The sequence below is a fragment of the Bradyrhizobium sp. CCGUVB14 genome, from assembly GCF_024199935.1.
In the GTDB taxonomy this organism is placed as follows: domain Bacteria; phylum Pseudomonadota; class Alphaproteobacteria; order Rhizobiales; family Xanthobacteraceae; genus Bradyrhizobium.
In genome coordinates this window covers 3,660,675-3,680,103 of the sequence record NZ_JANADS010000001.1, presented here as the reverse complement: position 1 = coordinate 3,680,103, position 19,429 = coordinate 3,660,675, and the positions used below count along the sequence as shown (strand labels likewise).

Annotated in this window: 20 protein-coding genes; 6 read left to right on the top strand and 14 right to left on the bottom strand. The window is 64.2% G+C overall.

The genetic code is table 11. The annotated features are described in order from the left end of the window. Positions 1-49 precede the first annotated feature (49 nt). Positions 50-1,567 carry a M81 family metallopeptidase gene (locus NLM32_RS17005; protein ID WP_254130090.1) on the top strand — a complete coding sequence of 506 codons (1,518 nt, stop codon included), beginning with the start codon at positions 50-52 and terminating at the stop codon, positions 1,565-1,567. A 30-nt stretch (positions 1,568-1,597) separates the two neighbouring features. Here NLM32_RS17005 and NLM32_RS17000 read toward each other — a convergent pair whose 3' ends face one another. The 3 genes from NLM32_RS17000 to NLM32_RS16990 are packed head-to-tail and all read right to left on the bottom strand — an operon-like array spanning position 1,598 to position 4,284. Continuing rightward, on the bottom strand, positions 1,598-2,614 hold the full coding sequence (locus NLM32_RS17000) for a zinc-dependent alcohol dehydrogenase family protein (protein ID WP_254130089.1): 1,017 nt from the start codon (positions 2,612-2,614) through the stop codon (positions 1,598-1,600). After that, positions 2,614-3,030, bottom strand: coding sequence for a cupin domain-containing protein (locus NLM32_RS16995; RefSeq protein WP_254130088.1), 417 nt, complete (start codon positions 3,028-3,030; stop codon positions 2,614-2,616). Before NLM32_RS16995 ends, NLM32_RS17000 begins: the two co-directional genes overlap by 1 nt. Positions 3,031-3,054: 24 nt before the next feature. Continuing rightward, on the bottom strand, positions 3,055-4,284 hold the full coding sequence (locus NLM32_RS16990; RefSeq protein WP_254130087.1) for an MFS transporter: 1,230 nt from the start codon (positions 4,282-4,284) through the stop codon (positions 3,055-3,057). 130 nt (positions 4,285-4,414) lie between these two features. On the opposite strand from NLM32_RS16990, the gene NLM32_RS16985 reads away from it, so the two are divergent. After that, positions 4,415-5,323 (top strand): LysR family transcriptional regulator, encoded by a 909-nt coding sequence (locus NLM32_RS16985; RefSeq protein ID WP_254130086.1) that lies wholly within the window; start codon positions 4,415-4,417, stop codon positions 5,321-5,323. Between the two features lie 171 nt (positions 5,324-5,494). Here NLM32_RS16985 and NLM32_RS16980 read toward each other — a convergent pair whose 3' ends face one another. The 8 genes from NLM32_RS16980 to NLM32_RS16945 all read right to left on the bottom strand — a co-directional run bounded on the left by NLM32_RS16980 (position 5,495) and on the right by NLM32_RS16945 (position 13,663). Then, positions 5,495-6,019, bottom strand: a complete 525-nt coding sequence (locus tag NLM32_RS16980; protein ID WP_254130085.1) for an AAA family ATPase — start codon at positions 6,017-6,019, stop codon at positions 5,495-5,497. Positions 6,020-6,453: 434 nt separating this feature from the next. Beyond that, positions 6,454-6,717: a hypothetical protein gene (locus tag NLM32_RS16975; RefSeq protein WP_254130084.1), complete on the bottom strand. Its 264-nt coding sequence runs from the start codon at positions 6,715-6,717 to the stop codon at positions 6,454-6,456. Between the two features lie 89 nt (positions 6,718-6,806). Continuing rightward, positions 6,807-7,298: a septal ring lytic transglycosylase RlpA family protein gene (locus tag NLM32_RS16970; RefSeq protein ID WP_254130083.1), complete on the bottom strand. Its 492-nt coding sequence runs from the start codon at positions 7,296-7,298 to the stop codon at positions 6,807-6,809. 416 nt (positions 7,299-7,714) lie between these two features. Next, on the bottom strand, positions 7,715-8,929 hold the full coding sequence (locus tag NLM32_RS16965; protein ID WP_254130082.1) for an acyl-CoA dehydrogenase family protein: 1,215 nt from the start codon (positions 8,927-8,929) through the stop codon (positions 7,715-7,717). Between the two features lie 221 nt (positions 8,930-9,150). After that, positions 9,151-10,362, bottom strand: a complete 1,212-nt coding sequence (locus NLM32_RS16960; protein ID WP_254130081.1) for an ABC transporter substrate-binding protein — start codon at positions 10,360-10,362, stop codon at positions 9,151-9,153. Positions 10,363-10,479: 117 nt separating this feature from the next. After that, complete coding sequence (locus NLM32_RS16955; RefSeq protein WP_254130080.1) at positions 10,480-11,055, bottom strand: HdeD family acid-resistance protein; 576 nt, start codon at positions 11,053-11,055, stop codon at positions 10,480-10,482. A 109-nt stretch (positions 11,056-11,164) separates the two neighbouring features. Continuing rightward, positions 11,165-12,688 (bottom strand): FAD-dependent oxidoreductase, encoded by a 1,524-nt coding sequence (locus NLM32_RS16950; RefSeq protein WP_254130079.1) that lies wholly within the window; start codon positions 12,686-12,688, stop codon positions 11,165-11,167. 78 nt (positions 12,689-12,766) lie between these two features. After that, positions 12,767-13,663 (bottom strand): alpha/beta fold hydrolase, encoded by an 897-nt coding sequence (locus NLM32_RS16945; RefSeq protein WP_254130078.1) that lies wholly within the window; start codon positions 13,661-13,663, stop codon positions 12,767-12,769. A gap of 345 nt (positions 13,664-14,008) precedes the next feature. On the opposite strand from NLM32_RS16945, the gene NLM32_RS16940 reads away from it, so the two are divergent. From NLM32_RS16940 to NLM32_RS16930, 4 genes are all read left to right on the top strand, one after another. Beyond that, positions 14,009-14,548: a sigma-70 family RNA polymerase sigma factor gene (locus tag NLM32_RS16940; RefSeq protein WP_254130077.1), complete on the top strand. Its 540-nt coding sequence runs from the start codon at positions 14,009-14,011 to the stop codon at positions 14,546-14,548. 1 nt (position 14,549) lies between these two features. Beyond that, positions 14,550-15,197, top strand: coding sequence for a ChrR family anti-sigma-E factor (locus NLM32_RS16935; RefSeq protein WP_254130076.1), 648 nt, complete (start codon positions 14,550-14,552; stop codon positions 15,195-15,197). Positions 15,198-15,265: 68 nt separating this feature from the next. Continuing rightward, positions 15,266-15,427, top strand: a complete 162-nt coding sequence (locus tag NLM32_RS46115; protein WP_309144890.1) for a hypothetical protein — start codon at positions 15,266-15,268, stop codon at positions 15,425-15,427. Beyond that, complete coding sequence (locus NLM32_RS16930) at positions 15,369-15,863, top strand: sigma-70 family RNA polymerase sigma factor (RefSeq protein WP_309144850.1); 495 nt, start codon at positions 15,369-15,371, stop codon at positions 15,861-15,863. Before NLM32_RS46115 ends, NLM32_RS16930 begins: the two co-directional genes overlap by 59 nt. A gap of 5 nt (positions 15,864-15,868) precedes the next feature. Here NLM32_RS16930 and NLM32_RS16925 read toward each other — a convergent pair whose 3' ends face one another. The 3 genes from NLM32_RS16925 to NLM32_RS16915 all read right to left on the bottom strand — a co-directional run bounded on the left by NLM32_RS16925 (position 15,869) and on the right by NLM32_RS16915 (position 19,318). Next, positions 15,869-16,696, bottom strand: a complete 828-nt coding sequence (locus NLM32_RS16925; RefSeq protein ID WP_254130075.1) for an HD domain-containing protein — start codon at positions 16,694-16,696, stop codon at positions 15,869-15,871. 316 nt (positions 16,697-17,012) lie between these two features. Then, positions 17,013-18,647 (bottom strand): tetratricopeptide repeat protein, encoded by a 1,635-nt coding sequence (locus NLM32_RS16920; protein ID WP_254130074.1) that lies wholly within the window; start codon positions 18,645-18,647, stop codon positions 17,013-17,015. After that, the gene (locus NLM32_RS16915) at positions 18,644-19,318 is read right to left on the bottom strand and encodes a formyltransferase family protein (RefSeq protein ID WP_254130073.1); all 675 of its coding nucleotides are present in this window, start codon (positions 19,316-19,318) and stop codon (positions 18,644-18,646) included. Before NLM32_RS16915 ends, NLM32_RS16920 begins: the two co-directional genes overlap by 4 nt. Positions 19,319-19,429 lie beyond the last annotated feature (111 nt).

The window sequence follows — 19,429 nt, the reverse complement described above, 5'->3', positions numbered from 1 at the left end:
CTGAGCTTTCGCCGGATTGGATGAAGCAAGACCAAAAAAGGGAAATTCCATGAGTCAGACGCGGCGCGTTCTCTCGGCACAGGTCGCCCACGAGACCAACACTTTCTCGATCGTTCCGACGACGCTCGAGGATTATCGCAAGCGGCTGTTTCTACGTGATGCCGAGATCGCCGCCGCGCTGGCCGACACCAGGATGGAGATCGCCGCGCATCTGGCCGCAGCCAGACGTTACGGCTGGACCCTCGTGCAGCCGGTCGCCGCCGCGGCCACCCCATCCGGAAAGGTGACGGCCGAGTGCTGGGCCGAATTGCAGCGCCTGGTCTTTGATGCCTGCGAAACGGGGCCGTTCGACGGCGTCATCCTCGCATTGCACGGCGCAATGGTGACCGAGACCGACGACGACGCCGAGGGAGCGCTGCTCGAAGGATTGCGCAAGCGTCTCGGCGAAAAAATCCCGATTGCGGTGACGCTCGATCTGCATGCCAACGTCACTGAACGCATGGGCCGGCTGGCCAGCATCATGCTGCCCTACCGCACCTACCCGCACATCGACCAATATGAGACGGCGTTTCGCGCCGCTGAACTGCTGCAATCGGCGATGGACGGCGCGACCCGCCCGAAAGTGTTCCGCCTGCAGGGAGCTCTGCTCGACGGATGCAATCACGGGCGGACCCAGGGCGGGGTGATGAGCGACCTGCTGGTGCGCGCTGCGGACATGCAGGCCCAAACGCCCGGCCTTTTGTCCGTCGATGTCTGCGCTGGCTTCAGCCGCGCTGATATTGCCGAGGTCGGCCCCAGCGTTCAGGTCACCTATGATGCCTCCCACAACGCCGCCGAAGCGGCCGCGCGGCAGGCCGCAACTGCGCTCCAGGACGAGATGATCCGCCGGCGCGCCGAGGTCACCGTCACGCCGCTGGACTTGCCGACCGCGACGAAGCTTGCCGCCTCAGCCGCAGCTGACGTCGCGGATACACGTCCCCTCGTGATCGGCGATTTCAGCGACAACCCGGGCTCGGGTGCCTACGGCGACGGTGTCCGCCTGCTGGAGGCTCTGCTGCAGGCCGACATCCAAAGCGTGCTGTTCGGCGTCCTCGGCGATCCCGAAGCCGCGGCGCGCTGCCATGCCGCTGGACTTGGGGCCAGCCTGGATGTCGTTGTCGGCGCCAAGCGGCATCCCGCCAGCTACGGACCTCCGCTCACGCTGATGGGACGGGTGACCGGCCTGTCGGACGGCGCCTTCGTCTGCGAGGGGCCGATGAATGCCGGTCAGCCCATGACGCTCGGGCCCACGGCCTTGCTCGAGGTCAACGGCATCTCGATCGCGATCTCGACCAACACGCTGCAGACCTACGATCAGGAAATGTTCCGAATTCTCGGAGCAGAACCGGCTCAATTCCGGATCGTCGCAGTCAAGTCTGCGCACCACTTCCGGGCCGCCTTCGGGCCTATGGCCAAGGAGGTGATCCTGGCCGACAGCGGCGGCCTTGCCACCAACGATCACAGCAAGCTGTCCTACCGAAAAGTCCGCCGTCCCATCTGGCCGCTCGACGAAATCCCGCCCGGTTGAATCTCGTCGCTCGGGCGCCCTGCCCCGCCATCACACCGTCAGCATCGTCTTGATCGCACGGCGCTCGTCCATGGCCTTGTAGCCTTCGGCGACCTGATCGATCGGCAGCGTGAGATCGAACACCTTGCCCGGCTGAATCCGTCCATTGAGCACCCGCTCCATGAGATCGGGCAGGAACCGCCGCACCGGAGCGGGACCGCCGAGCATGCGCCGCTGCCCGAAGAACAGCGCCTGGCCATCGAAGGTCACGCCATGGGGAACGCCGACATAGCCGATCGTGCCGCCCGGACGCGTGCATTCGATGGCCTGTGACATGGCTTCCTGCGTACCGACGCATTCGAGCACCGAGTCGGCGCCGATGCCCCGGGTCAGCTCCTTGACGCGCGCGATGCCTTCGGCGCCACGCTCGACGACGATATCGGTGGCGCCGAACTCCCGGGCCAGATCCTGCCGCGTCTTGTGGCGGCTCATGGCGATGATGCGCTCCGCGCCCATCTCTTTCGCTGCAAGCACACCCATGAGGCCGACAGCACCGTCGCCGACCACCGCGACCACCGAGCCTTGCTTTACGTTCGCAGCGTCCGCCGCGTACCAGCCGGTCCCGAGCACGTCGGAGGTCGCGAGCAGATGCGGGACGAGATCGCGTCCCGGCATCTCGCTGGTCGCAACCAGCGTGCCATCGGCGAGCGCAACGCGCGCGTAGGGAGCCTGCGCGCCCGACATGAACTCCCGCTGCTCACACGACGACTGGAAACCGAATTTGCAATGCGGGCAGGTGTTGTCCGAAAGGCAAAACGAGCCGACGACGAACTGGCCGGGCCTGATGGTCCGCACCGCGCGGCCGACCTCGATCACAACGCCGCAATATTCATGCCCCATATGCGCGGGGCCATCCTTCGGCTGTAGCCCGCGATAGGGCCAGAGGTCGGAACCGCAGATGCAGGTGGCCGACAGCTTGATGATGGCGTCGGTCGGGTGAATGATCCTGGGATCGTCGACGGTTTCATAGCGGACATCGCCGGGCCCATGGAGGACGGTTGCTTTCATTATCGGTCTCCGTTGGCGGCAGCTGCGCCGTACTGTTCGTCGCTGACCTTTTCCATCCATTCGACCGGGCTGCCGTTAAGCGCCTCCTGGATGGCGATATGGCTCATGGCCGTCTGTTGCGACGCCCCGTGCCAGTGCTTCTCGCCGGGCTCGAACGAGACCACGTCGCCTGGCCGGATATCCTCGATCGGGCCGCCCCAACGCTGCACGCAGCCGCGGCCGGACGTGACGATAAGGATTTGACCGAACGGGTGCGTATGCCACGCCGTGCGCGCGCCGGGCTCGAACGTGACGTGATTACCGGCGACGCGCGACGGATCGGTGGCCGGAAATAGCGGATCGATACGGACCGTGCCGGTGAAATACTCCGCCGGAGCCCGCATCGACGCCTGGGAGCCTGCTTGTCGAATCTGCATCTGTTGCCTCCTTGATGAGTTGCGTTATGGAGTGGCGCTCGCCGGCACGCAGGCGGCGCACTGCGAGTCCGCTTTCACCTTGCGGCGCAGCGCTCCGATCAGAATGACGATCGAAGAGAGAACGAGGATAACGCCGCTGAACAGGAACGTGGCACGATAGCCGTTGCTGTCGAACAGCACGCCGCCGCCTGCTGCGCCCAGCGTGATCGCGAGCTGAACCACCGCGACCATCAGGCCTCCGCCTGCTTCCGCGTCATCCGGCAAGGCCTTGCTGAGCCAGGTCCACCAGCCGACCGGTGCAGCAGTGCCGACGAAACCCCACAGGAACATCAGCGCCGTCGTGGCGCCAAGTGAGCTGCCAAACACCGTGAGGGCGACGGCCATCGCGGCCATTGCGAACGGCATGACCACCAGCAAGGTGTAAAGACGTTGCCGTATGATCATCCCGATCAACGACGTGCCGATGAGACCGGCCACGCCCATCACGAGCAGCAACGCCGAAATGGTCGTGACGTCGACGCGCGTGATCGTTTCGAAGAACGGCCGCAAATAGGTGAACAGCGAGAACTGCCCGAGGAAGAACAACGCCGCTGCAAGCATGCCGTAGGGCACTTCCGGTCGGCGCAGGACCTTGAAGGCGGCCGCCGCGCCTGCGCGCTCCTGGCTCGGCATCTTCGGCAGCGTGACGAATTGCCAAAGCAGGGTCAGCGCCGCGATCGGTACGACGCAAAAGAACGCACCCCGCCAGCCGATATATTGCCCGAGGAAGCTTCCCATCGGCGCGGCAATCGTCGTTGCCAACGCGTTCCCACCGTTAAGAACCGCGAGTGCGCGCGGCACATCCTTCGCGGGCACGATGCGGATCATGGTCGCGGCAGACATCGACCAGAAGCCGCCGACGGCCATGCCCACCAGAGCGCGCCCGAGCATGAAGACCGGGTAGTTCGGCGCGAACGCCACGACGACACCGGAAACCAGCGTAATACAAGTGAGCCCCAGCAGCACCGATCGGCGATCGATCCCGCGCGTCGAGGTCGAGATGAAAAGACTGGTGAGAATAGCGAACAGGCCGGAGATGGAAATCGCTTGCCCGGCCTGTCCTTCCGTCAGCTGGAGAGTGTCCGCAATCGGCGTGAGCAGGCTCACCGGCATCCATTCGGTTGCGACGAGCGTCGAGGCGCAAAGAGACACGGCGAAAACCGCGCTCCATGCGGCCATCGGCTGCACTGTCTTCTGATCTGTCGTGACGTCCATGGGGTTCCGTGTGTCGCAAGGCGCCCAAGCCCGGCGCCGTTCATCGCAACACATAGAGCCCCGTGCGGCGTTCGATTAGCCGCTATAATTTGCTTGCATTAATCGATGTGGGCCATGAATAGTAACGGCCATGGCAGCTCAGGATTTCAACGATCTGCTGGCTTTCGTGGCGGTCGCCCGCGAGCGCAGCTTCACGAAGGCCGCCGCCAAACTGGGCGTCGTGCAGTCGACGCTCAGCCATACGATCAAGCGGCTGGAATCGCAGATGGGCCTGCGGCTTCTCACGCGCACGACCCGAAGTGTCGGCCTGACCGAGGCCGGCGAGCGACTGCAGCAGTCAGTCGCACCGCGCATCGAGGAGATCGAGCGCGATATCGCCGCGCTGATGTCGCTGCGCGACACGCCGTCCGGCACCATCCGGATCACGCTCTCGGACCACGCGCTGGACAAGGTGGTCTGGCCGAAGCTGGCGCCGGTGCTAAAAAAGTATCCCGATATCAAGGTCGAGTTCAGCCTCGACACGGCCTTTCGCAACATCGTCGAAGACGGTTTCGATGCCGGCATCCGCCTCGGCGAGAGCGTCGAGAAGGACATGATCGCCGTGCGCGTCGGCCCGGATTGGCGGCTGGTCGCGGTCGCCTCGCCTGCCTATCTGAAACAGCATCCGAAGCCGAAGCATCCGCAGGATCTCCTCGATCACGTCTGCATCAAGCGGCGCGCGGCGGCCGGTGGCCATTATGTGTGGGAGTTCGCCAAAAACGGTCCCGACCTCCGGGTGCGGGTCGAGGGGCAACTGACCTTCAACGACTCCCGCGCCATGATCGAGGCAGCCGTGAACGGCTTTGGCATCGCCTACCTTCCCGAGGACATGGTGACGCGGCAGCTCCGGTCCGGCGAGCTCGTCATCGTGCTCGACGACTGGTCGCCGAAATTCGACGGCTACTACATCTATTATCCGACCTCGCGGCAGAACTCGGCGGCGTTCAAGGTGATCGTCGACGCGCTCCGCTACAACGAAGCGCGAAGAAAGCGCGGCTGACCGCGCTTTCTCGTGCTCCAAAAACGAAAAGCCCCGGCACGAAGGCCGAGGCTTGCGATCCAGTCCGCGTACATCCGGCGAACCAACCGTCGAATGAAACACTAGCCGCGAATCTTGAACGGATGATGACGGGATCGTGCTGACAAAATGTCGCGCGGGCGTGAAACCGGATCACCCGGTCCCGTCGCGAACATAGCTTTCGGCACGTTCGAGCAGGTGATCGATCGAAGCATCGGCGGTATCGAGCACCAGACGATCGCGATCCCATGACTCATAGTGCCGGCCGACGATGTCCTGCCAGCCCGGCAGTTTGAGGCCCGCGATGTCGGACGCGCGCGCTTCCGCGCGCTGCCGGTGCAGAGCCACGTCGCTGCAGATCACTTCGATCTCGGCGATGCGCGCCGATGCCTGCATGGCGGTTTGCCGCCAGCCGTCACGGCTTGCCTGCACCGGATTGACGCAGTCCGCGACGACCATGCGGCCGAGCCGCAGATTTTCTCCCGCCAGTGCATTGGCGATGACGTAGCCCATCGGGCCGACGTCCCGGCCCGCCCCGCGCAGGGTCTGTTCGATCGCGTCGACGCGGATATAGGTCGCGGCCAACCGTCGCGTCAGTTCGCGCGAGAGCGTGGTCTTCCCGGTACCGGGAAGACCGCCGAAGACGATGAGTGTGGGGATGGGATGTTGACCTGCCATGCCTCATCATCCATCGGCATGCTGCAGCCTGCAATGGGCCGCGCAGGCCCATCGTCTCAGAGCATCATTCTCAGAGCATCATGGAGACGATGGCGATCAGGCCGATGGCGGTCAGGCCCCAAACCAGCGAATGCAAAGCCCACGGCCGCATCGTTGCACCCCGCTTGCATGTCCTGCCGATGACAGGAAATACCCGCGCCGGGGTCGCCAGTTGAGATAGATCAATGGAGCAATACGAGCGCGGACACGGCGACGACGGTGAAAACACCGGCCGCAATGGTCACCACACGCACGATCAACTCAATGCCCATGCCCGAACTTAACCGATGATCGAGTCAAGGACCTGTGCAGTTTGTGCCAAAACGTCCATTGGGAGATTTACGGGCGACGGCAGGTCTCGTTCGCCGCAGGGCCAAGCAGGTAAGTTGTTCAGCCTATTTCGGCAGGCATTCCACGTTGTAGGCGATGATGATCTGACTTGGATCGGCCTTTCCCAGGCTCTTCAGATCTTCCAGGCCGCTCTTCAACCTGGCTCCCGCCTGACTCAAGCTCGCCTCGAGCGTCGACTTGGCCGCCTTGCACCGCTCCTCGGTCGAGAATTCCTGAAACACGACGGTCGGCAGCAGCCGCCATTCGGTCCGGTCGTTGGTCGCGGCCGGACTGATCGAATAGGAAAACACGTACATCAGGACCCACATGACGGGGCTCCGGTGCGATGCGGATGGGATGGCGCAATTGCATCGCGCCATCCCGCGGCATGTCCTCGTTGATCCAGATCAACGAACGTTCAGCCAACCGGCCCGCAAGTCCAATCGTCGCCGGCCAGCGGCGTGACCGTCACGTCAGGAATGACTCCGCGCTCCATGCTCGGATCGAAATGGCGCATGGTCCGCTCATTGAGGTCGATGATGCGGCCAGGCCTGAGCGGCCCCACGTCATTGATCTTGACGATGACCTTCTTGCCGATGGCCTCGACCAGCGCGAATTTCGGTCTCGCACCGAATTGGACCCCACCGAATTTCTGACGAAGGCTCGTCTTGATCGCAGCCGTCCAGACCTCGGGATCATAGCGCTCGCCCGAGGCTGTCTTTGGACCGCCTTCCTCCTTGCCGGGCTTGAATGGATTATACGTGGATGCTGCGCCAACGATCCTCTTGCCCGAGGCAGCATCGACGACGGCACTTGAATGAACCCCAACTGTTTCACTACGAGCAACGCTGACAGAAACGGCAAGCGTAGCCAGGGCGCCGCAAATTGCGGCGCTCGAGCGGAACACCATTACATCTCCTTTGATTTTCGATCGTCCGGTTCCCGAGGCCGCAGAACCTGGTCAAGCAAACGCGGAAGCGTTTTGAACTTGCGCCAGTCTTTTGCGGATTCGCGCCAACCCCTGGCTGCGGAACCGTCGCAGGAACCAGAGCGGTCCCGCACAGTGTTTTCGTTGTCGACGTCTAAGACAGGGAATGCGTCAGCAACATGACTCCGAAGAATCGCGCATCACGACATCCGGAGTCTTACGTGGTCAGCGACGAAGATGCATGGCGCAGCGCGCGCGAAAACCGCAATGACGCCACACTGCAGCCACGCTGCATGTCGTTGTTCCGCAACGATCAGCGCTCACGCAGCTACTGCGAACTCACGGAAAGCAGCGGAGATTCGACTTCAAATTGCGATGACGACGAGGCGCCAACCTCGCTACCCCATCACGCCGCCGCGCTTGATCAGCTCCTTGCCGACGGCAGCGAGATGCACTTGATCCGGGCCATCACCGATGCGGATGAAGCGCGCATAGACGTAGGCACGCGCGAGGAACGTATCCTGCGAGACGCCGGCGGCGCCGTGGATCTGGATGGCGCGATCGATCACGCGGGCGGCCATGCTGGGCACCACGATCTTGGCCGCGGCGATCAGGTCGCGCGCAGCCTTGTTGCCTTCGCGGTCCATCTTGTCGGCGGCCTGCAGCGTGAGCAGTCGCGCCTGCGCGATCTCGCAGAAGGAATGCGCAATGTCCTCGCGCACCGAGCCCTGCTCGGCGAGCGGCTTGCCGAACGCAACGCGGGAGACCGAGCGCTGGCACATCAATTCGAGGGCACGCTGGGCGCAGCCGATCAGCCGCATGCAATGATGGATGCGGCCGGGGCCGAGCCGGCCTTGCGCGATCTCGAAGCCGCGGCCCTCGCCGAGCAGCATGTTCTCGGCGGGCACGCGGACATTCTCGTAGACGATCTCGGGATGGCCGACCGGCGCGTCGTCATAGCCATAGGTGAGCATATCCCTGATAATGCGGACGCCGGGCGTCGCTCTCGGCACCAGGATCATGGATTGCTGGCGATGACGATCAGGATCGTCGGGCGCGGTCTTGCCCATCACGATCAGGATCTCGCAATCCTCGTTCATCGCGCCCGAGGTGAACCACTTCCGCCCGTTGATGACATAGTCGTCGCCGTCGCGCGTGATCGCACACTGGATGTTGGTGGCATCGCTGGAGGCGACCTGCGGCTCGGTCATCGAGAAGCCGGAACGGATGCGCCCCTCCAGCAGCGGCTTCAGCCAGCGCTCCTGCTGCGCCTTGGTGCCGTAATTGGCGAGCACCTCCATGTTGCCGACGTCGGGCGCCGAGCAATTGAACACTTCGGGCGCCCAGAGGATGCGGCCCATGATCTCCTTCACGGGCGCGTATTCGAGATTGGTCAGGCCGGGTCCGTGTTCACCTGACAGAAACAGGTTCCAGAGCCCCTGCTCCTGCGCCAGCCGCTTCAGATCCTGCAGCACTTGCGGTGTCTTGTAGCGCGCGGCCTCCGGCTTCACCTGCTCGTAATAGAGTTCCTCGACCGGCTCGACATGCGTCCGCATGAACCGGCCGACGCGCTCCTGCAGCTCGAGCGAACGGGCGGAGTGTTGAAAGTCCATGATGGTCTCCTGTTCGCGTCGAGAAAGCCGCGCCTGATGAAGGTGCCTCTTCCCTTCTCCCCTTGCGGGAGAAGGTGGCGCGAAGCGCCGGATGAGGGGTATCTCTCCATATATTCAAATGACAACTCGACTCGCGGAGATATACCCCTCACCCGTCTCGCCGCTTCGCGGCGATCCACCCTCTCCCGCAAGGGGAGAGGGTGCACTGTCTCTGCGGCACGTTAGGTCCCCTTCAGCAGCTCGCTCGCAACCACCCAATCATTGCCGTCGAACTGCAGCATGTAGCCGTCCTTGATCGGACGGAAATCCTGCGGCGTGGTGTTGAGCGTGATCCCAGGCAGCAGCAGCGACAGCGGCACGTTCTTCAGGTTCGAGGCCTGCGCCATGATGTTCTCGCGCGTCAGATTGTCCTTGCACTGCTTCAGCACCACCACCAGCGCTTCGGCCACCGTATAGCCGTAGAGCGCGGCGACGTTGTTGATGTCGGCATTGGGCAGGCGCCGCTTCATGAAGTCGATATAGGCCGACATCGCCGGATCGTCCTTCGGCTCGGCCGTGAACGGCTTGAGCGAGCCGAGCGACAGCACGCCCTTGCCGGCGTCGAGGCCCGCCGGCGCCATCACGGTCGCCTTGTTGGCGCAGCCGGAGGCCAGGAAGCGCGTCGGCTGCCAGCCGACCTCATGCGCTTTTCGGATCGCTTGCGCGCAGGCGCGCGGCGTCACCGAGTAGATCATGAAGACGTCGGCCTTGGTGTTGGCCAGCGTCAGCACCTGGGAATCGACGGTGGGATCGGTGACCTCGAAGCTCGAGGCCATCGCGATCGCCTTGTCGGCGTCAGCGCCGAGCGCTTCCTTGACGCCGCGAAAATATTCCTTGCCGGCGTCGTCGTTCTGGTAGAGCACGGCGAAGCGCGCGTTCGGATTCTTGGCGCGGGCATAGGCCACATCGATCGCGGCTTCGCTGGTGTAGTTCGGCGCCCAGGGCAGCGCCATCGACCACGGCATGTTGGCGGGATCGTTCCACTTCGAGGCCGAGCTGATCAAGAACAGCTGCGGCACCTTGTTGCTGTTGAGATATTTTGCGATCGCCGAGCTTGGCGCGGTCCCCATGGTCGCGAAGATGAAGGCGACGCCGTCGCCCTCGACCAGCCGCCGCGCCGCTTCCATGGTCTTCGGCGGCGAGAAGGCGTCGTCGAGCGACAACAGATTGAGCTTGCGGCCGTTGACGCCGCCCTTCTCGTTGATCTCTTCGAAATAGGCCGACAGCACCCGCCCGGTGATGCCGAGCAGCGACGCCGGCCCGCTATAGGGCATTGTGTTGCCGATCTTGATCTCGGTGTCGGTGACCCCTGGACCGTAGGATTTCTGTGCGGAGGCAGGCGCGGACAGACAGGCGGCAGCCAGCGCTGCGGCCAGGACCAAAGCGGCTTTCATGGTTTCTCCCCGGAGCTTCATCGTCCGCGCGAGGCGACCGCGCGGCGTGCTGCCTTTTGCCAACGCGTCAGCTCAGCGGAGTTCCGCAAGATGGTCTTGCGTCGAGTTGCTGATCGATCAGCCGCGCCGCTTCATGCTGAAGCCGAGGCTGATCCAGCCGGCGCCCGCCATGATCAGATCGATGCCGAGGAACAGGCCGAGGATGTAGACACTGTTGACCGGCCAGCGCGCCAGGATCAACAGCCCAAGCAGCAGCGTGATGATTGCGGACAGCGCGACCCAGACCCACGGGCTTTCGCGCTTCATGCTGAAAGCGAGGAACAGCCGCACCGCACCGGAGGCGAGCAGCGAGGCGCCCAGGAACAGCGTCAGCAGCGCTGCTGCAAACAACGGGTTCTCGAAGGTCAGGAAGCCCGCGACGATGTAGAGCGCGCCGAGCAGGGCCCAGAGCGTGAACTTGCCCCAGCTCTTCATCTGAAAGGCGCCGATCACCTCGGTGAACCCTGCGACGACCATCATCGCACCGACCACCAGCACGCTCGCCACCGTCGCCATCACCATGCTGCCGAGCGCGATGAAGCCGGTGACGAGGTAGACGACGCCGAGGGCGACGATCCAGCCCCATTTGGCGTGCAGCGCAGCAAGGCCCGAGCCGAGGCCAAGGTTGGGAGACGTATCCGAAGCGCTTGTCATGACGGCTACTCCTGAATGTGAAGACCCAGAGCACATCTCAGGATAGCACTGATGGCACCAGGACGACAGCCAGCAGAGCAGCCGCGGAGGCCGCCAGCCTTGACGCAAATCAAGGCCGCGACCGCTCCATCTCGAGCTCGGCCTTGAGACTGTCGAGATCTCGGTAAATTGAGGCAATCGCGAGCACACGGCCGCCCTTGCAGTACCTGAGCAGGCAGTCCTTGTCCGGAATGCTGCCGTCGACGGCGATGTCGTCGAAGCTCTCGGCATGGCCGACATAGTTGATCGGGACGTCGTAATGCTGGCTCCAGAAGAACGGCACCGCGTCGAAGCGTTCGCGCTTGCCGAGCATGTTGCGCGCCGCGGTCTGGCCCTGCCGCTCCGCGACCACCCAGTGCTCGACGCGGATGTTCTGCCCCGAATGCGGATCGGGCCATCGCGCGATGTCGCCGGCGGCGAAGATGCCGGATGCGCTGGTCTCGAGATAGTCGTTCACGCCGACGCCATGATCGATGGCAAGACCCGCCTGCTCGGCCAGCGCAAGCCGCGGCTTGACGCCGATGCCGACCACGACAAGGTCGGCATCGATCACGGCTCCGCTCTTCAGTGTCGCGCGCGTGCCGTCGAGCGTCGTGACCGTGTCCTTCAGGTGGAAATTGACCCCGTTCTCTTCGTGCAGCGCGCGAACGAAGTCGCCCATGTCAGACCCGAGCACCTTCTGCATCGGCCGCTCCTCTGGTGCGACCACATGCACCTCGAGCTTGCGCGCGCGCAGCGACGCCGCGACCTCGAGGCCGATGAAACTCGCACCGATCACCAGCACGCGCTTGGCGCCGCTTGCGGCCTTGATGATGGCGCGGCTGTCGGCCACCGAGCGCAAGGTGTGGACATGCGGCTGGTCGGCGCCCGGGATCTGGAGTTTGACGGGCTCTGCACCGGTCGCAAGCAGCAGCCGGTCGAACTGCAGCTTGTCGCCATGGCCGAGCGTCACGCTGCGCGTCTTCGGATCGATGGCTGAGACATTGGTGTTGAGCCGGAGATCGATACCGGCGTCCTGGTAAAAATCCTCGCTGCGCAGCGGCAGCCAGTCCTCCGGCGCATTGCCGGCGAGATAGTCCTTGGAGAGGTTCGGCCGATCGACCGGCATCGCGCCGTCACTGCTGAGCATGGTGATGGCGCCGGCAAATCCCTCGCGGCGAAGCGTCTCGGCCGCCGCGAAGCCGGCCGCACCGCCGCCGACAATGACGAACTTTTCGCCTGTCGGTGCGCTGCGATGAGCTGACGACGGTTTTGGTGCCTCGCGCTTGCGCGCGACGATGATCTTGTCGCGATCGCGCGTCACCTCCCACACCGCCAGGGCGCTCAACGCCGGCGGCCGCGTCGCCTCGCCCGTGCGCAAGGAGAAGCAGGCGTGATGCCAGGGGCAGCGGATGGTATCGCCCACCACCAGCCCTTCGGCGAGCGGGCCGTGATAGTGGCTGCAGGACGGCTCGATCGCAAAGACATCGCTGCCGGTCTGCACCAGCAGGACGTCGTCCTCGCCGACATGGCCGAGCAGCTTGCCGTCCTTGAACTCGCCCGGCGACACGCCCGTGGTCAGGTCGGGCCCGCTCGGCTTCTTGTCCTCGGTCATGGTCATCTCCCTGGCAGCTTGACGCGCAGCTCAGGATTGGACGACGGCGACGGCGAAAAGTTCCTGGAATCGCGAAAATCAGGATCCTGCGGCCGCCTTGCGCACGTCGATCACGGCCTGGGCCCATTCGGCCGGCCGCTCCTGCGGCAGATTGTGGCCCGCGCCGGCAAAGACGCGCCGCTCGAAAAAGCCCTCGAACTTGCGCGCGTGGTGCGCGGTGCCGGAAATGACGCCATCGCTGTCACCGTCGATCGCGATCGTGGGAACGCGGACCGGCGGCTGCTCTGCAAGCTTTGCCTCGATCGCCGCATAGGCGGGATCGCCTTCGACCAGCGCATAGCGGTGGCGATAGGAATGGATCACGACGTCGACAAAGTCGGGATTGTCGAACGAAACGGCGCTCTTCTCGAAGGTCGCGTCGTCGAAGGCCCATGTCGGCGACCACATCGCCCAGAGCTGACGGGCAAAGCCGCGGCGATTGCGCTCCAGCGCGCGGCGGCCGCGTTCGTTGTGGAAGAGATATTGATACCACAGCGCGGCTTCTTGCGGCGGCGAGGCCGGCTCCATGGAGCGGGCGATATCCTGGATGTTGTAGGAATTGCCGGTGACCAGCCCGACCACGCGTTCGGGATGCAGCACCGAGACGACGCAGGCCGCGCGCCCGCCCCAATCATAGCCGCCGACGACGGCGCGGCTGATGCCGAGCGCATCCATGAAGGCGAGCAGATCGGCGCCGAGCGCCGCCTGCTCGCCGGAGCGCAGCGTCTCGGGGAAGCGAAACCGCGTCGGCCCGTAGCCGCGCAGATACGGCACCAGCACCCGCGCGCCAGCCTGCGCGATCAGCGGCGCGGCCTCGGCATAGGCGTTCACGTCATAGGGAAAGCCGTGGCCCATGATGCAGGGCCAGCCATCCGGCGCGCCGTAGTCGAGATAGGCGATATCGAGGATGTCGGTCGTGACGGATTTCTGTTGCATGCTGCACCCTCGCTTCGCGGCAACAGATTACCGCGCGCCGCGCGGTGTTCCAACTCCTATCGAATGCCGTTCCCTGCATGCCTGCCCCCGGACATGCGAGCCGGCGGTTCGAACCACGGCCAGTGAGACCGGTGCTTGTCGTCGCCGAGCCGGGCCCTTAAAACAAAGGGCTTCTGGAGGTGATCCGGATGACCGCGTCCGTCGTTATGGAAGCGACATGTCAACCGAGGCTCCATGAACGCCGGTCTTCAAGCTGTGAGCAGGCCCTTGTGGCGCGGCCACCTTGCGGCGGCTCCCCGGCGGGATCGGCCTCGACGGTTCATAGGCGAAAGGCCCAAGGCGACAGTGGAATGGGCTGAATTGATCGGACGCGTCGCGGCCCATGGCGATCGGGACGCGTTCAAGCTTTTGTTCGAGCATTTTGCTCCGCGCGTGAAGGGATTCCTGGGCAAGGCCGGGATGACCGCCGACGCCGCGGAGGAAATCGCGCAGAATACGCTGCTGACGGTTTGGCGCAAGGCAGCCCAGTTCGATCCGGCGTCCGCAGGCGCGGCGGCATGGATCTTCACGATCGCGCGCAATCTGCGGATCGATTCCGCGAGGCAAGCGGCACGGCAGGCCAAGGCCAATGCGAGCGCAGAACGGGATGAGACGCCCGAGGTCGCGGAATCGCCGGAGACCATGATGACCCGGAGCGACGACGTCTCGCGCGTGGCGGCAGCGCTGCTGCGATTATCGGAGGAGCAATCCACGGTGATCCGGATGTCGTTCATCGACGAGCAGCCGCACGGCGAGATCGCCGAGCGGCTCGGGCTTCCGCTCGGAACGGTCAAGTCTCGCATCAGGCTTGCCATGGCGCGGCTTAGAGATCTCTTGGACGATTGACATGACCATCAACCATCATCCCCCCGAAGATCTGCTGGCCGATTTTGGCGCCGGCCGGCTTGACGAGGCCGACCGCCTTGTCATCGGCGTCCATGCCGCACGATGCCCGCGGTGCCAGCGCTTCATCGCCGCGATCGAGCAGCTTGCGGGTGCCGCGCTCGAGCAAGCGCCCCCGGTCGCAATGGCGGACGACGCGTTCGCAACGCTCTTGGCCAGGATCGATGAACCGGCGTCACCGCCGGCGGCGGCCTCCTCGCAACCAGTGGAGCTACTTGACGACGACCTCCCGGAGATCCTGCTCCGTTGCCGGTTCGGCAAGAGCCGGCGCGTCGCGCCTGGCGTCAAGATGCAGCCGATCATCCTGCCCGGCGCGGACAAATCGCGCGCGTTTCTGCTGTGGTCGGCACCCGGCACGCGCATGCTGGAGCATACGCACACCGGGACGGAGCTGACGCTGGTGCTCAAAGGCAGCTTCAGCCACCAGGGCGGCGAATATCGGCCCGGCGATTTCGACTTCGGCGACGGCGAGGTCGATCATCAGCCGATCGTCGGCAGCGACATGCCGTGCCTGTGCCTCGTGGCGATGAGCGGGGATTTGCAGATGCACGGCTGGCTTGGCCGGTTGATCTCCCCCTTCGTGCGGCTTTGAACGCCCTCATGTGATCCAGTCGCGCTGCGCGGTCGTTCTCTTGGCAGATCAGGCTGGAGGACGAGGACATGAGCTGCGGCAGATTGACGGCACGGGATCCGACGATCGAGCGCTTGAGCCATCTTCTCGCCCGCGTCGGGCGCGGCGACCAGCGGGCCTTCGCCGAACTTTTTGCCGCGACGCGCAACAAGCTTCAAGACCGCCCACTCGATCGCGCCATCCAGCGCTGATATCGACGACCTCCTCCAGGAGGCCTATCTGAAGATCTGGAAGCATGCAGCTCACTTCGATCCAGGCCGCTCCTCGCCGATCACCTGGATGTGCGCGATCATGCGCCACACGGCGATCGACGCAGCGCGGCTCAAGCAAATGCCGATCGCGGATTTCGACGAAGCCCTGTCGGTGCCCGACGTTTCCGAGTCCGACGACGCATTCGACTACGACCTCGCCCAACCCATCGCGATCCGCGCCATCCAACGGCTCCCGGATCAACGCCGGCAATTGCTGTCGCTGGCCTATCTCGACGGTGAAAGCAGGCTGATGTTGGCGCAGCGCTTTGGGGTGCCGGTCGGCACGATCAAAACCTGGCTGCGGCGGACCCTGGACTCCGTTCGGCGCGATTGCGTCGAGGGCCGGACCATCAGTGCAGCCACGCAGACCGGCTGAAAAAACTATTTCTGCGGCCCCGACAGCGAAATATCGCGTTCGGCGCGGAAGACGTTGCTGTAGAGATTGGCGATCCACTGCCGGCCAATCTCGGTCTTGTTGAGATAGCCGATCTCGGTCTGGATGTGCGGTGCGACGCTATTCCAATAGAATTGTGGATAGCGGTTCACGATGTCGGCGGGCGAGTCGTAGCCGAGTTGGCGGTTCATGCCGACCTCCTCGAACTCGTAATAGAGCGCATTGGCCTTGCGCAGATAATTGGGATCGCCGAGCTGACCGATGAAGTCCGCGGCGCGCAGGGTCGCGGAATCGTCGTCATATTCCTGGCCTTGCTGGGCTGGAAACCGCGTGCCCTCGATCGCGCGCGCAATACGTTCGGGATCGAGCCCCGGAATATGCCGCAACCGCTTCTTTACATAAAGTTTCGACCGGTCAACGTGATACACCATCAAGCTGGCGTCGGATGCGCCGCGCGGCAGCGAGACCTTGGTGCCGGCCGCGTCGATGACGAAGCCGTCTTCATCATCCTCCTCGAACAGGCCGCGCACATAGCCGATGTCATGAGCAAGACAAGCGATCAGGACGTGAATGTAGTCCTCCGCGTCCAAATGGGTGTGGAGATATCGGCCACTGAGGATGGAATGACCCGCCAAGGTCACCAGCATCGTGTGCTCGATGTTGTGATAGAGCGCGTCGCTATTGCCAATACATTCCATCGTGGTGCGGGTGGCACTCTCGATAATGTTCGCCGCGACGTCGCCGAACCTGCGACGCATGAAGGTGCCCAGCAGCTTCTCCAGGGACTCAGCCGCCAGTCGCGGTAACGTCATCATGGATGCAGCCCCGTCTGTCGGTGGTGTCCCACGCTAGCTCCTGACGCCTCATACTCGCCCCTCGACACAGGTTCAGCATAGCCCAATCTGGGGCGACTGGCCAAATCCGGCAACAAAAATACGTAAATATGATATTGTGCCGCCGCGCAGTATCATGGTTGCGGTCACGGGTCGATGCACCCGGCGGCGAGGCTGTGCGGCGGCTCGTCAGCCCGGCCAATGGCCGACCGTTCATCTTGTGAGGAAGGACTGAGCGCGAGGTGGGTCCCCGTCGCGATCGGGCTAAGGCGCCTGCACCGCGTTGCGGACGGCGGCGTCAATTCCCTCGTGCAAAGCGCGCGAGCATCCCGTCGAACGCGACCTTGATGCTGCGGATGTACGGGTCCTTGTAAGGAAATTCCGGATTCTGGTCGTGCACCAGCATGGAGGCATTGACCTCGAACACGACGAGATCGCCGTCCCGGTCGAGACCGCAATCGATGCCGAAATAGTCGAGACCGATGCGATCGCGAATGACTCGCAACGCCTGATAATGGGCCGCGCCGAAGACCTGCCCGGGCTCGCGCAGGAAACGCTCCTCCTCGTCCTGCATCCAGGCGTGATGCCCCATGTCGGTGGCATCGCGATGGAGCTTCCAGTCGTCTCCGATCGCCAGATGATAAGGCAGGATCTCCTCGCCGATGAACAAGAACCGGTATTTGCGAAAGAAGCCGTCGGCGGAGCGATAGTCGATATAATCGATCACGTAGCGGTCATGGTCGGCATGGGCCGCAAGGAACGCGGCCAGCGCCGCGGCGTCCTCGAGCTTCTCGAAGACGTCGCCGCCATGCATGCCGGCCTGGCGCGCCAGCAGCGGAAAGACAAGCGCGAGGCCGTCGGGAAGCCCCTCGCCGGCCGCAATGCGGATCGTGCGCGGCACCCGGCAGCCCTCGACGTCGGTGAGTGCCAGCGCGGTCGCATCGCGCGTGGTGTTCTGGATCTTTGCGGGATCGTTGACGATCGGCTTGCCGAGGCTGCGTGCAATCGCGGTGGCGAGCGGAAGCACCTCCGCGCCCTGGTCGGCGTCGGAGACGAGGTTGACCACGACGTCAGCCTCGCGCGCGAGCAGCGCAAGATCAGGCTGGCTGCCGGGCAGCAGCGACAGGATGTTGGTCTGGTAGGCGCAGTCCTTGAAGAGGAATTCGACCGGCGTGTTGCCGACGAAGGGCGCAAACAGCGCCAGCGCCCGAAACGCCGGCGGCGATGTGGTGGCGGGCCTGCGCAGGATCGGATGCACTTGCGCGGCAAGGGCGTAGGCGGCCTGCGCCGCGGCCGGCTCGCCCCGCGCCTGACGGATCGCCCCGACCCAGTAGAAATTCTCCGCCTGTCCGGGCGCGAGCGCCACGGCCCGCTCGAACTGCGCCACGGCCTCCTCCGTCTCGCCAAGCTCGAAGCAGACCTTGCCAAGCTGGCTGCGGAGGTCGGCATCCTCCGGTGTCTCCCCGAGCAATTCGAGCAGGAGCGTCCTCGCGATCGCGAACTGCCGCGTCGTCACCAGCGCCTGGACCAGATTCGTGCGCGACGGCCGGTGGCCCGGGTTGCGCCGGAGCGCCTCGAGGTAAAGCGCGATCGCATCCTGTGTCTGCCCGCGGCGCTGATGCACGATGCCGAGATTGCACCAGCAGGCGACGAGATGCGGCGCGATACGCAAGGCCGCCTTGTAGTGCTCCCCCGCAGACGCGATATCGTCGCAGAGCATGAAGGCATTGGCGAGAGCGGCGTGAAGATCGGCCACACAATCGACGGCCACGCCGATCGACGCCGTGGCCGCACGCGCGAGCCCGACCTGAAAGACGGCGATCGCATGCCTGATCTCGCCACGCCGGTAGTGCTCGCGTCCGGCGCGCAGCATGTCGGAAACATCAGGCGTACCGGTGGCAGGCGCTGCGAGAGCCATCGAAGGTGACGTCATGTGCTCTCCGGAGGTGACGCCGTGAAGGTGACACCATGCAAATTGATCGCCGGCGCGATGCCGTAGTGATTGCCGCCGAAGGCGCGCATGCGGCGCCACAGCTCATCCCTGGAAATGTCGAGCGGGATGTCACAGACCTGCCGATAGCTGCGGCGCGTATTGGTGCGGCCGCTCCAGGACAGCGCACACCGCGGCGTCAGCGACGTCTCGCGCGCCAAAGGCTCCGCCCACACTTCGAACAATTGCAGCAAATGCGCATAGGCGAGCTCGCCGAGCCCCATGAGGGTGCAGGCAAGCGGAATCGGGAACGACACGACGTCGAGGATCGCACCGGAATCGACCCGTTCGGCCATGGCATGAAAGGTCACACCAAAGCTATCTGCGCGGTCATAGAGCGCGAAATGGGCCGGAGCCCAGCCCGGATAGTTCGGCGGCCCCGGATGAAAATTGTAGGCGCCATGGCCGAAGCGCACGAGCAGGTCGGCCGGCACGATGACGCTCGACGCGAAGGCGACAAGCCGGGCCTTGCGGAGCGAAGCGGGCTCGAGCTTGCGAAGCCCGGCGATATCAGACACCGGCCAGATCGTCAGGTCCGGCCTGAAACTTCGCAGGATCCGCGACAGTGCCACCTGTTCGGCAGCGTCCGTCAGCAATGCAAGTCCCTCGACCATCGGCTCGGCTTCAGCAGCGTTAAAAGTGAGCCAATATGTCGCGGGGTAGCGTTAACAGCGTGTTAATGAACAGCCGTTCGTCACATCCAGGAAACACGGTGAAACAAATTT